The organism is Paenibacillus pini JCM 16418 (genome assembly GCF_000576305.1).
Lineage (GTDB): Bacteria > Bacillota > Bacilli > Paenibacillales > Paenibacillaceae > Paenibacillus_AQ > Paenibacillus_AQ pini.
On record NZ_BAVZ01000038.1, the window covers coordinates 1 to 12,255 of the forward strand.

The following is a 12,255-nucleotide window of genomic DNA, read 5'->3' on the forward strand; positions in this document are numbered from 1 at the left end:
ATTCATTTCTCCCTTTCTTGGGAGCCTTGTTGTAAAAGATATAAGTTCATTATCCATAAAGGATCTTAAAAGAGATGTCTTTCCACTACCACTCGCACCAGAGACTAGGATAAGTTTATTCACTTTCTCTCTCGCGCTCCTTTAGCAACTCAATAAGGGTTAGAATGCCATATCCAACAAAATCGAAAACTGTGTCGTACACAGATTCATCAGTTACTTTAGCTTTGTGACCAGACAATAAATTGTCTAGTCTAAGCCACTTATCTTCCATTCTAATAAACGCTGATAGGATTCCGTGCTTCTCATATCGTTTCGCAAATGCATCACCATAGTCCGCATTTTTACGCTTCAATAACTCGATCACCTCTTGACCAACCATCTGAATCCACTCATCTTGTGTTTTCATTATTTTGTATCTCCCATCTTAATAATCTTTACTCTTACATTCTTCTTCCTTCCAAATTCCAATGCCTTATCTAAATCCTCGATAAATAAATCCAACTTATACCCTTTTATAGCTGAGCCTGTATCTTCAACTACTCTCTTACCTACTCCATCTATGTATATGACTGTACCCATTGGTAACACTCTAATATCTGCTGAGACTGTTCTTCCTTCTTTTGTGTGCTTGCCTGAAGCAGTAATACCATAATTTTTATCACCCTTACGTTTTCCTGTAGATTCTCTACCATTGGTGTATGAAGTTATCTCGAATAACATCCAGTTATTATGTTTAACTTTATCTTTTTTCTTAACCATAGTTTTCTTAATAAGTTTATTATCCTCTGATTGATTCCCCTTCGTTAATTCAACTTTTTGCTTAAAACGTTCTCCAAAAGTGTTTATGGGTCTTAATACATAGTTTTCAACTTCATATTTCGTATTCGCTTCTCTACTAACGGATTTCTCTTGAACACCAGAAGATAGTGTCAACAATAAGAATACGAAAAATAGAGTCATTAGCTTCTTAATCATGCGCCCTCCTAATTATGACTCTACCCCACTGTTCTTGTATGGATGTGAGGTAGAGTAATACGTGTCAGTATTTATGTAACTTTAATATAGACTATTTTTCTTTAGGTTCTTTATCAACTGCTACTTTTCCAAGTGTTGCTACAATAACAGTGACATCAGATGGTGTGAGTCCTTTAGTAGAGAGTACATCATATAATCCTGCTTCAAATTTAGCATTCTCCTGATCAACTGAGACAAGTTTCTTATCTAGTATAATTTCCTTCTTTTTTGTTACTACAGTAACTTGATATAAAGTCTCCATATATACATCATCTTTTTCATTTAATTCTTTAAATAAAATACTATGTACATTAGACACAGTATTGACCTCAGCAGTATTATAACTCCAACGACCTATATAAGGTTTATTGCTAACACCGCAAAGACTGTGATCATGTTTCCCATTTAAATTCAATTAATATCTTCCTCTCTGATCTACACAACTATTAAAAAGATGTATAGATATGTATTTTCTACTCATAAAATATGTATTCTATGCATATTTTTTATAATAAACCCTTATTAATTTATAATCTTCTATTACTTAGTTGGTAACGTTTTAACATAATCTAAGGCTTTTTGGAGTTTTTTAATGTCTTCTACTTTTGTATAATTTTTAACTCCTAAAATTTCTTGGAACTTATTTCCAACATCAGTTTGGTTCACTTCTTCATTCAGATTACTAATAGCATCAGCAATTTCTTTCTTAAGTTCATCTTTATCTTTAACTGCGATCTCAACATCCTCTTCTATCATATATGTTTTAACCTGTTCTGCCTTTTCTTTAAGTTGTTGCGCTGCTAATTGATCAAGAGATGTTTTAATTCCTGCTTTTTCAAGATTTCGTTGAATACCTTCTCTGAATTTAGTTTGGAATTTCTCCATAGCTTCTTCTTCTGTATCAAAAACAACATCATCGTCAAAATAAACACGGTTTCCTGCTACAGCATCATCTGTTCCTCTTACCGTTAAAACACGCTTTAGTTCTGATACACCTTCACTTACTTCTACTTTCCTACGTTCACCATGAATAATGTAATCACAAGCTGGATAAATAATATTCGCACACCGATCAGACATAGTTGACTTATACACGTCATAGGGATCAGCGTTCTTAGGCTTAATCTGTTTGACAGTGCTATGTGTCAGATAGAGAATTGTAAATCCCATACTGATGATCCGCTTGATTTGTTTTTTGAATTCTTCATCAACTAACCCCCATCCCTGACCAAAAGGGATATCTTTAATTTTTTTGTATGCTACTTGGTCATTAATAGATTCCCGCTTAACAATATAAGGTGCAACCAAAGGATAGAGTTCATCAACTGTATCGATAATGATTGTTTGAACACTTGTTCCAATTGCTTCTCGGTTTTTTGCAAGTAGATCAATAAATTTAACAAAATCAGACCAGTTATTTACATCTTTTTTATTGATTACTTGTGCCATATAACCTTTTTCTGCAGCGACCAATATCGCATTGGGGTACAACGTAGCAAATGCTGTCTTACCGAATTTTTCTGGTGCTTCAAAAATACCAGTATACTCAAGAAGATTAACCTTAGGAATATTCTTCTCTACTCCAAGGATGCTTAAATCAAAACTCAATAATAACAACTCCTAAATTTTTTATAGTATTACTTTAATCATATTCCTCAAAGTGAGGATAAATATCATTTTGGTTTCAAAAAATTACTCATTTATTTGTAACTGTTAGTCATCTGAAAAAGGATCTTGAGAATTCTTTTTGGACGATTCTCGTTCTCCTTCTGACTCGTTAAATGGATCAGAGCTAGTGATGAAATCTTCTTCTTGGTATCGTTCTACAATTAAGCTAGAACCATCTCCGCCTGTGATTTCCATCTCACGAACTGTAGCTCCTTTTACAAATGTTTCTTGCCCCTTTGCTTGAAATCCTCCAAAATCAGGAATGACATCGTCATCATTTACATCAATAGTAACTTTTTCAGCATAAATATTAATATTACCATTAACTTTGATTGTAGAACCATAACTAAGACGGTCAAAATTTTCAGTCAGTTCTTTTAGAGCGGCAGTCTTAACAATATCATTTTTGTATTTTTCATGGTTAACAATAAACACATAAGGCATAGGATGAATTCCTGTCTTATCTTTATAGATAACCATTGTATTAATAGCTGTTTTATTGGTTTCATTATCATAATCTGAATCCAAATAAACAATTTCTTGATTAAAAGACGCTTCAGGCTCAAATCCGTCAGCTTTAAAATCTACATCTTCTTCTGTATGATAAATCTGTTGAATATAGTATTTGATTTGTCCTTTACCTTCATATACACTGTAATTTAATGATCCTCGAATATAAACTGAATCACCGTCTTTAACTGTGTCTTTAATGTATTTAACTGCATCAAATTGGGTGAGACTATGTATTTTATTCTTTTTACCTGTTTCGTCCTTTTCCAACCCTACTTTCGCAGCCATAAAGATATCTGACTTGTCTTTACGTTCTTTATAGCGATCAGCCCAAGAAACATAGTATTCCTTTTTATTTTTTTTGTCTGAGGCATCGACTACTTTAACTTTATCATTTTTTGATCCCATCATTTTAACAAAAACTGATGCGTTGTCATTTATTTTTACTGAGAAATTTAATTGTCTCCAATCATTTCCGTTACTCGACCCCTCACCATAAAACTTCTCACTTTTTGTTCCACCAACAATACCCTTTAATACAAAGTTACCATAAGTTACTTTCAAATTATTTTTCATTAAATTAATCTCTCCCCATATTATTCATTATATTTTTTAGTTCTATTAAATTTCACGGAGCTGAATAAATATAATGGGGGGCTTCTTTTAGAAAGATTCAAGCTAATATCATCACCTCCTTAAATTATAAAAGTATTTTTAACTCCTATTGATAATACTTTCAGGGAGACAGTATATTTATCTCCCATTATTATGAACCACTCAAAAAAGCATTTTATATAATGTAGTCTCTAAATGATCAATATCTCCATCAAAAAGTTTTATAAAACATTCGAGATCATCTTGAGTCTTTACTAATCTATATATAAGTTCAAGAATATCCTCATTTACTTCTAATGTATCTCTACACCAAGTATAGAAATTTTCAACTGAGTCTTCCCAATCAAATAAGGTATCTTCATTCTTCAATATTTAAACCTCCTGCGCTATATTTTTAAGTATCATGTAGATAACTACATAATAACAAATTTTCCATAAATGTGAAATCATAGAAATTGACTCGGAAGTTTTAATTGACAAATTACAAATAGTTGTTTTGTTTCAATTATACATAATATTCTTATGGAATTCTTTGTCATAATTGGTCGAACCATGTTTTAATATGTATAATCCGAGCAACTTAATGCTCGAAATTCCCAATAAATGTTACTCTATGTTCATCCCTATTCTTGCCTAATACTTTTTGAATTATATTAGTCATCGCTGCTCCTGTAACATCAACAGTTTTATTACCATGGAAGTAAACTTTTCTGAGATATGAATTATAATGAGTAGCTTTATCTAAATTGGCAACCAAACCATTATTTAAAAATCTAAACGGAGGACTGACCTTTTCAATATATTCTAGAAGATTCGTTGCACTATTTTTAAATTCTATTTCTTCATTAATTGTAACAATAAATACCTTACCTTTTTTCGGTTCTTTTATATATAAAATATCATTCACATGCATCAGTCTGATAGAATTATTTGCTAAAGGAATAATGATTGTCTCAGGGTCAAAACGAAGATCATTAAACGTAGTATTCAAAAGATGACACTTTTGTACATCATCAAGTTCTGAAAATCTAGCCCTTACTATATTTATTAATCTTTTTGTATATTTCATTATTTTAAGCCTCCATTTAATATCTCTGGAGGTTTTATACTCCAGAGATTAAATATGTAGAATACTTACTTCTTTCCACTGATGTTAAAAAACAGAAAAATTTTAAGTGGTGAAACATTATTGACATTATTATAAATAAAATTGCTAATTGCTTTCTTCATATATTAAACACCTCCCTTCAGAAAAAGTTATAATGTTTTTAAATAAATTCCATTTTATCTCTTTGATTTGAGAAATAGAAGTATATAGAAGCTATCGTTAAGAAAATACCGAAAGTGGCTATAATGTAAGATGCTGTTTGATTTAAGTAAAATCCTAATAATGTTAGACTAATTATAAGCGTAGATAGAATTGCAGTAATTAAGAAATACTTAGACTTTCCACCTCTTATAGAAAAGCCAAAACCACCATTACTTATTCTAATATAATAACTTATTGCCATAGAAATAAGAGTACAAGTTAGCTGCAACATATATGTTTTCAATGAAAATGTTGAAGAGAGTTCGTTTGCACTTAAATCACCAATAGTTACAGCCAAAGAAGCTACCCCAAACTGTATTAATCCATAAATAACGAATCCGCCTACAGTAATCACAGTTGCATATATACGTTTATCTACCTTAAAAAATCTTATGAATAAGATAATTCCTATCAAAATTGCTATTAAAGATATCGGTATAACTTTATATATATTGGTGATAACAAATGTATAAGACATTATTGTTAGAATAATTACACTAACTAATATTTCTTTAACATAATACTTTAAATCAATATTAAAAAAACTAAATATCAATAAATATACTGCAAGGAACTCTAAACCAGAAAATAGCATATATGATAGAAATGCAATCACATTAAGTCTCCATTCTAGAATCTTAGGATTTATAATATTTTGTATTTATGGTTTCCTATTATCTGATCAGGAATCAGAACTAAATATATGTATAAGATCTCTCTCGAAAAGAACACTGTAATGAACCCTATCAATAATAATGTTTTATAAATCCAATATTTTTTACTACCACTCCAATCATGAGGAGAATATACACAGTATCCTATTAAGCAAAAAATAATAATAAATAAATCGTATTTTTCAGGAATTACTAGACATAATATTGGTGAAGAAATAATAACTAATGTTGTAACTAAATAGCATACATCTGGATGAATAAAATGATTCCCTCCACTTACTAATCTTACCATTATTAATGCAGCACTAGCAATTAAGATTTGTATAAAATTGTCGAAAATTAATCCAATGATTAGTAGTGTTATGAACAATACTATATATAATAGTAGTAGACTTAATTTCCTTTCAATGACTTTTATTTCTACAGTATCTTCATCAATATCAATGTTTCTATAAACTGCCCTAGAAATATACTCAGAAGTTTTTTGAATTAAACATTTATACAACCCTTCCTTAAATTTCCTATTATCAATATAGCATTTTTTATTCTTTTAAGTCAAGTAGAAGAATAAAAATATTAAAAAATCCTAGAGATATTTCTCTAGGATAGTGAATAAACCTGTTTAATTGTATCTTCGTTTAGAAAATCCTTCATATGCCTCTTTAAAGTAGTCTGATTAAGATTAAACTGCTTTGCAATCGCTTGGTAACCTTCTGAATCCAATTTACCAGCCACATACAAATCCTTTGCCATTGCTATCATGCCAGAATAGAATATAGTCACTGGAGTAATCCTCTTGTCATTAAAAAAAGTTTCCAAAGTTCTGAATCTTCTATATACTACAGATCCATCAGCTTCGGCGGTATGTTTGACGTTAATATCAACGGATCGAACTATATAGTCATTATCTATTAAATTTGCTGACTCAGCTCGAATGTTTTGGTCTGGTTCTCCGTTGCTCTTAACAAACTCTTGTTCTTTTATTGCTTGATTACAGAGTCTTATGAAATCAGAATCAACTGTTATAGTACGTGTACTTTTATTGGCATTTGTTAATTTTACAGTCAATTTGTCCGCATCAATGTCTTTCTTCATTATATTGACTATCTCCGCATGTTCCGTTCCTCTTATACCTAAAAAGGAGCATAAAAACTACAGCGACTTGAGCGTTAACTATTTCGTTCAACTTACTTTTAATTTCCGCATCTGTGAAATATAGTTTATCTGGCTGCACAACAAATTGTTCTTTCCATGCAACACCAACAGAGTCTAAGGGATTAATTCCGTTGTGGTACTCTTCATCAATAGCCCAATCAATATAAGAGATCACATGGGCGACCACTGACTTAGATGATCCTTTAGAAGAGGCCATAAATGTGTAAAAAGTTTTCCTTAGTTCTTCTCTATTAAACTGATAGAGATCTTTCCCAAGATCTGTTTCCATAGGTTGAGTAATCTTAAATATTCGTTCAAAGATTGCTTGTGTTCCGGTTTTATGTGTGGAAATAAACTCTTTTTTTATTTCTTCGTTATAAAGTTTATCATCATGAACGATATTTGCCACTAATTTCATCCTTCCTTATTTCAATAATTTATCGACCTGTGCCTCAATAAATTCTCTAATCTGAACCTTAACCTTGTTACTATTTGTTTTACCTTGTCCACCCATTATTTCAGTTAGTCCAGAAGTTTCTCTATTGAAATCAATATTATTAACAATATTCGTAATTTGATCAACAGGGAAGTCTTTACCATATTTATCATAAAGCTTCTTGGCAATAGCAATAAAACCAACAAACATATTATGATGTACCAACCAACTAGTTTTCAATGTTTCCGTACGATTCTTTATAAACTCATCTTGGTAAGATGCTATAAAGTACTCAAAAAATCTTTTTAGAACATCTTGTACATCGTACTTATCTTTCGTATCTTGTGGGTTAAAAATTGTCTGAATTGCATCGGAAACAATAGCGAAGTTTGTAATTGAAATACCTTTACTCAGCGCTGTTTTAATTTCAATCCTATCTTGCAAGACTGGTAAATTCATTAAATATCTAGTGATTTCCTGCCCATATTCATCGCCGCCATAAAATTTAACCAGTGTCTTATCAAATCTATTTACAGTATTTGTTGTAGCAAGCAATCTTTGTGCCTTTTCAATTGGATAATGTTTAAGATCAATATTCATATAACCTTCAAAATCAGGATTCTCTTCAATTATTCGAACAATTGCCTCTTCTCTATGTGCTCCATCAATAATGTTAAAGGTGGAGCCTTCGTGTATAGTTAGTTCACCATCATCAAATGTTATTCTACTCTTCCCATCTACCAATACATTAAACAGTAGTGTTGAAGGATCATATTTTCCAGCTTTCATTAATTTCATTATTGCATTAACACTTGCGTTCTTAATATCTTTTTTTCGATTGATCTTTCCGGATCTTTTGTTAACAGTTTTTTTAGCTAATCTTTGAGTTTCAAAATTATATGTTAATAAACCTTGATTAGATAATGCGGCAATTTCCTTATATGATAAAACAGTCAAATAATCTTCGTTAGTTACTTTAATAACTGGAGAAATAGTATACGGAAAACTTACATCCATTGATTGGTTCTCAAACTCATAATCTTTAATTGTTCTGATATCCTTCGTAGTATAATAAATCTTTGGTGATACTGTGTCATCTTCAGTTACTTTATGAATTGCGTTAACTATCACTAATAATTCTTGATCTTCAAGATTATTTACTTTTTCAGGTGTTGCTACGATCTCAATAAATGAACCTCTAACCATTTTGTGATTTTCAACTAAGTATTCTTCAATTGATCTTTGTATGTTTTTATCTATAGCAATATTCGAAAGAACATCTGGTAATACCTCATAGATGCTTTTTGTGTCTGTAGCCATAATAGACATCTCTCCTATATACAATTTTTCATTCCATTAATCATTATATCATAAGTATATACAACATTAAAAGCACTTATACCATAATTGGTTCATAAGTGCTAACAATATCATATATTCTTTTTTCTTCTACATAAAATGTCAATTTCATATTCATTCTTTATTTTTTAGAATAGTACAAGATTAACTTTTTTCATCGCATCTACTAGTCTTTCATTTGAGTCATTAAGTATCATACAATTGTAGAAATCGCTTGTTGATGAGTAGTTCATGATTTTTTGTTTGTTATTTTTATTATTAACACAAAAAGCTACTGTGCATGTAACAATATTTGGATAGAGTATAACTACCTCATGGTGCCTTCCATAATCTTCATCAATATTTGCATAGTTTGATTTAACTTCTATTGAAAGTATTGGCTCTTTCTCTCTGTAAATAACAAGATCAGGCTGCCTTTTCGTACCTTCCACCTTTCGTTGGATTATTAAGTCATCACGATCGATGATACTTTTATTAATATGAATAAAAGATCTATAGAATAAATATTCTGTAAGACCTGTTACATTAAAATTACTAAGTCCAAACATATGTATAGATTCTACAAAATCGAAATATAATTCCGAGATTTCTTTGCAAGTGATATTTTTAATATTGCTCTTAATATAATTATCTAAATTTGTAATGTATTCCTTTCCTAAACCCATAAAAATCACCATCTTTTCATTAGTTATCACGCATAAAATCATTTTTCCAATATAACTAACGATACTACGTCATTTCTACCTCCTGCGCCACTCATAGAACTCTGAGAGACAACTTTCCATCCTTCTTTTAAAAGATTGTTTAAATCTTCAAGATTGTTTTTCTTTTCGTTATACCAAGTTACAACAACTGCCTTTTGCAATTGAATTACCCCCTACGAAATTATTTTTCTTCAAAACTTTTCTTTAAATGATTCTTTATAAATCAATAACTCCGTATCGCCTTTTACGTATAAAGGATGTCTCGGATGTCCTTTTATAGTCTTATTAAGACAATGAATATCAAATTTACTAGTAATAAGATTTTCTACTGATACGTTCCTAGTATTCAGTGCCCCGTAAGTTCCCCAAGCTGCTACAATCAACTCTGATTTACTATATGACTGCATTATGTAACTATCATTATCTAAACCTATTGGATCTTCACAGTTCAATAAATCAACTGGTTTAGTTGCTCTGAACGCAAATAGATTTACTACTTCCAAAGATCCATATCCCCAACTTTTAGCAAAAGAAATACATCTTCTTATAGTAGGGTCATCATTAGAGGCATCTGCCGTACTTGGATTAAGCATAACATACGTCATACAAGGTAAATTATTATCCCAACTCCGCAGTAACCAGTAACGATATTTTTCTGAAGCATCTATTTTTGCATCTTTTATCAAATTAAATCACACCCTTTTTTCTGAATGAAATGGATCTTTTACGTACTTTATATTCTTTATTAATTATTTCGTTCTTGCCATTCTCTTAAATCTAATATTCCCTTTGCCGCTTCAAACCCAGAATCAGTAATTGTAATGTGACCTCCCGAAGACTCAAGCCAGTTATTTCTTCTACATGAGTTATATGATCGTTTATCTGCAAGACTTGCCAAAGGTGTATTCCTTTTAAAGATAGAGAATATGTTTCAGCAAGAAGTTCCCATTGTGGATATGTTATTTTCTTCAAGTCACTTTACCACCTCAATAATGCAATGATTTGACCTTTAGTTAAATACATAAAACTCAGCTTTTTTTTCATTATTATACTGGCTACTTGTTCGCTTTGAGAACTTCCTTTTTCATAGTTACTTCAAATAAATATGAAGTTGTAACTCTTCTATTAAATCATCATCAGATAATGTACTAACCATTCTTCTTAATTCTTGTAGAATTATTTTTTTCGCCTCTTGTTCGCTTGATGCTTCCACTGTCACAAACCTATCAATAAACAGTCCCTCATACGTATTTCTAGTTTCTAGCATCACTTTCTCAACTCCCCTTGAAACTAGTATTTAAATGTTATATTTTTCTTCGTACTTAGATATTACTTTAGACTTTATATTCTTATAATCAAGTTTCAATTCCATGAATGTTATGTCTCTTCCTAGTAACTTCTCAGTAGCTTTTTGCCAAGCATGTGATTCAACTAACATCACATCCTCTTGAAACTGCCTATAAGCTAAGTAGTCTGTGTTATCAGTAATCCACCATTGATCATCACCATATGATTCCATCACTTCTAAAAGTTTAACCTGAATTGCTGGATCATCAGTCATTATCCTCACATATTGCAGATTAGTCATACATTTCCCCTCCTCATAAAATCAATATTTTAAGCGGACATTATGCAAAAATTCTAGAAAACTGTATTAAATAATTACCAACTTACTTTTTAAACCTATATTTTAAAACAACAATTAATCCTCCAATGCAAATTCCAGTTATAGTCCAACCTACAATAAATAGTATCGAATTCATGGGTGATATTCCTTTCTCGTTGTTAATAGAAACCTTTGTATGCATAAAATCCGTGTTCAAGCACATTCATCTCTTGAAACTCAAAGAAACTACATCTTTACTCACTGTTAAATTTTTCTTTGGAATGTAAAATCTCGTTTATATAAACTTGCTTTCCATCAGAAGCCAAGTTCAATAAAAATATCAAACAAATATTTATCTGATCCAAACCTTCTTTCGTAATTTATGATATTCACCTTTTTTAAGTCAACTATCAATCTTAACAACTGTTGTTACATGAAGGTCAAGAGCACTACATATTTTTATTACTGTGTCGATTGCTGGAGCTTTATTAACTGCCTGTGATTCGAAACGGGCAATTGCTGATTGTTTCAATCCTGTTCTATTGGCAATGTCTTGTTGAGTTAAGCCGAGTTCTTTTCTACGCGCAATAACTTCTCCAACTATACCTGCCATAGTTTCAATATAATTTTTCTCACAATCATTAATGCTTGAAATTGAATCGGCTACATCTTTCCACTTTTTCATCCTGAAACCACCTCTTCAATAATATATTTGCAATTCCTATTAAGGCGTTAAAGGAGTTATCCTAACTTGTAGTTCTTTCAACAAACGATAGTGTAATAATAATACGTTTATTTACTCTTGGTCGTCCTCATATTTAATAAATTTAAGTTTAAGATAGTAATTTACACGTATCCAAGACTCGTTGTCATAAAACCACTCAATATTATTTCCTTTAATATCTTTGGAAATAAAGATTTCGGCTCTGTCTCCTACATTTAATAGCTTAGAGTATTCTCGGGGATTCTTAATGACTACTATCCACCTATTTGTTGAAACACGATCAATTTCCAAGTTGTTCACCGCCCTTATTAATATAATGAAATTAGGTATTTATCTACTCTTGTAAATGGGCTGTGAGAAGAATCCTAGTCCCCTTATAATCTTCAACTATAGAGCACCTGTATAGTCCACCATAAAATCTTCCACCCTTGTCTTCGTGTCCAGTTGATAGTTCAACTTTAAGTGTTTTGTCTTCTATGGC

General features: G+C 31.0%; 18 protein-coding genes. All 18 read right to left on the reverse strand.

The annotated features are described in order from the left end of the window. Positions 1–115: 115 nt before the first annotated feature. A complete protein-coding gene (locus JCM16418_RS22640) occupies positions 116–406 on the reverse strand; it encodes a nucleotide modification associated domain-containing protein (protein ID WP_036653565.1) in 291 nt (96 codons plus the stop codon). Continuing rightward, positions 406–975, reverse strand: a complete 570-nt coding sequence (locus JCM16418_RS24075) for a 3D domain-containing protein (RefSeq protein ID WP_052020718.1) — start codon at positions 973–975, stop codon at positions 406–408. The genes JCM16418_RS22640 and JCM16418_RS24075 overlap by 1 nt, the downstream gene beginning before the upstream one ends. A gap of 91 nt (positions 976–1,066) precedes the next feature. Further along, complete coding sequence (locus JCM16418_RS22650; protein WP_036653567.1) at positions 1,067–1,429, reverse strand: hypothetical protein; 363 nt, start codon at positions 1,427–1,429, stop codon at positions 1,067–1,069. A gap of 125 nt (positions 1,430–1,554) precedes the next feature. Next, positions 1,555–2,622 carry an ATP-binding protein gene (locus JCM16418_RS22655; protein WP_052020721.1) on the reverse strand — a complete coding sequence of 356 codons (1,068 nt, stop codon included), beginning with the start codon at positions 2,620–2,622 and terminating at the stop codon, positions 1,555–1,557. A 105-nt stretch (positions 2,623–2,727) separates the two neighbouring features. Next, positions 2,728–3,768 carry a YorF family protein gene (locus JCM16418_RS22660; RefSeq protein WP_036653568.1) on the reverse strand — a complete coding sequence of 347 codons (1,041 nt, stop codon included), beginning with the start codon at positions 3,766–3,768 and terminating at the stop codon, positions 2,728–2,730. A gap of 201 nt (positions 3,769–3,969) precedes the next feature. Then, complete coding sequence (locus JCM16418_RS22665) at positions 3,970–4,176, reverse strand: hypothetical protein (RefSeq protein WP_036653570.1); 207 nt, start codon at positions 4,174–4,176, stop codon at positions 3,970–3,972. Positions 4,177–4,387: 211 nt separating this feature from the next. After that, entirely contained in the window at positions 4,388–4,876 is a 489-nt protein-coding gene (locus JCM16418_RS22670; protein WP_036653572.1) for a LytTR family transcriptional regulator DNA-binding domain-containing protein, read from the reverse strand. A 199-nt stretch (positions 4,877–5,075) separates the two neighbouring features. Then, on the reverse strand, positions 5,076–5,732 hold the full coding sequence (locus JCM16418_RS22675) for a hypothetical protein (RefSeq protein WP_036653573.1): 657 nt from the start codon (positions 5,730–5,732) through the stop codon (positions 5,076–5,078). Positions 5,733–5,761: 29 nt separating this feature from the next. Then, positions 5,762–6,295: an accessory gene regulator B family protein gene (locus JCM16418_RS27000; RefSeq protein WP_036653576.1), complete on the reverse strand. Its 534-nt coding sequence runs from the start codon at positions 6,293–6,295 to the stop codon at positions 5,762–5,764. A 95-nt stretch (positions 6,296–6,390) separates the two neighbouring features. Next, complete coding sequence (locus JCM16418_RS22685) at positions 6,391–6,885, reverse strand: phage lytic cycle repressor MrpR family protein (RefSeq protein WP_036653577.1); 495 nt, start codon at positions 6,883–6,885, stop codon at positions 6,391–6,393. Further along, positions 6,869–7,363, reverse strand: a complete 495-nt coding sequence (locus JCM16418_RS22690) for a phage lytic cycle repressor MrpR family protein (RefSeq protein ID WP_148298896.1) — start codon at positions 7,361–7,363, stop codon at positions 6,869–6,871. Before JCM16418_RS22690 ends, JCM16418_RS22685 begins: the two co-directional genes overlap by 17 nt. 6 nt (positions 7,364–7,369) lie before the next feature. Then, positions 7,370–8,701 (reverse strand): DNA sulfur modification protein DndB, encoded by a 1,332-nt coding sequence (locus tag JCM16418_RS22695; protein ID WP_036653581.1) that lies wholly within the window; start codon positions 8,699–8,701, stop codon positions 7,370–7,372. Positions 8,702–8,868: 167 nt separating this feature from the next. Next, on the reverse strand, positions 8,869–9,405 hold the full coding sequence (locus tag JCM16418_RS22700) for a hypothetical protein (protein WP_148298897.1): 537 nt from the start codon (positions 9,403–9,405) through the stop codon (positions 8,869–8,871). 38 nt (positions 9,406–9,443) lie between these two features. After that, on the reverse strand, positions 9,444–9,605 hold the full coding sequence (locus tag JCM16418_RS25130) for a hypothetical protein (protein WP_156327245.1): 162 nt from the start codon (positions 9,603–9,605) through the stop codon (positions 9,444–9,446). 30 nt (positions 9,606–9,635) lie between these two features. Beyond that, positions 9,636–10,130, reverse strand: coding sequence for a DUF1643 domain-containing protein (locus tag JCM16418_RS22705; RefSeq protein ID WP_036653585.1), 495 nt, complete (start codon positions 10,128–10,130; stop codon positions 9,636–9,638). A gap of 404 nt (positions 10,131–10,534) precedes the next feature. Further along, a complete protein-coding gene (locus JCM16418_RS24805; protein WP_158442457.1) occupies positions 10,535–10,711 on the reverse strand; it encodes a hypothetical protein in 177 nt (58 codons plus the stop codon). 30 nt (positions 10,712–10,741) lie between these two features. Next, complete coding sequence (locus JCM16418_RS22715; RefSeq protein WP_036653589.1) at positions 10,742–11,032, reverse strand: hypothetical protein; 291 nt, start codon at positions 11,030–11,032, stop codon at positions 10,742–10,744. A 421-nt stretch (positions 11,033–11,453) separates the two neighbouring features. Next, on the reverse strand, positions 11,454–11,735 hold the full coding sequence (locus tag JCM16418_RS22720; RefSeq protein WP_036653591.1) for a helix-turn-helix domain-containing protein: 282 nt from the start codon (positions 11,733–11,735) through the stop codon (positions 11,454–11,456). Positions 11,736–12,255: the final 520 nt, after the last annotated feature.

Coding starts and splice junctions, on each gene's coding strand:
- JCM16418_RS22640 (WP_036653565.1), bottom strand. CDS start 406: ATGAAAACACAAGATGAGTGGATTCAGATGGTTGGTCAAGAGGTGATC.
- JCM16418_RS24075 (WP_052020718.1), bottom strand. CDS start 975: ATGATTAAGAAGCTAATGACTCTATTTTTCGTATTCTTATTGTTGACA.
- JCM16418_RS22660 (WP_036653568.1), bottom strand. CDS start 3,768: ATGAAAAATAATTTGAAAGTAACTTATGGTAACTTTGTATTAAAGGGT.
- JCM16418_RS22670 (WP_036653572.1), bottom strand. CDS start 4,876: ATGAAATATACAAAAAGATTAATAAATATAGTAAGGGCTAGATTTTCA.
- JCM16418_RS22685 (WP_036653577.1), bottom strand. CDS start 6,885: ATGAAGAAAGACATTGATGCGGACAAATTGACTGTAAAATTAACAAAT.
- JCM16418_RS22690 (WP_148298896.1), bottom strand. CDS start 7,363: ATGAAATTAGTGGCAAATATCGTTCATGATGATAAACTTTATAACGAA.
- JCM16418_RS22695 (WP_036653581.1), bottom strand. CDS start 8,701: ATGGCTACAGACACAAAAAGCATCTATGAGGTATTACCAGATGTTCTT.
- JCM16418_RS22700 (WP_148298897.1), bottom strand. CDS start 9,405: ATGGGTTTAGGAAAGGAATACATTACAAATTTAGATAATTATATTAAG.
- JCM16418_RS24805 (WP_158442457.1), bottom strand. CDS start 10,711: ATGCTAGAAACTAGAAATACGTATGAGGGACTGTTTATTGATAGGTTT.
- JCM16418_RS22715 (WP_036653589.1), bottom strand. CDS start 11,032: ATGACTAATCTGCAATATGTGAGGATAATGACTGATGATCCAGCAATT.
- JCM16418_RS22720 (WP_036653591.1), bottom strand. CDS start 11,735: ATGAAAAAGTGGAAAGATGTAGCCGATTCAATTTCAAGCATTAATGAT.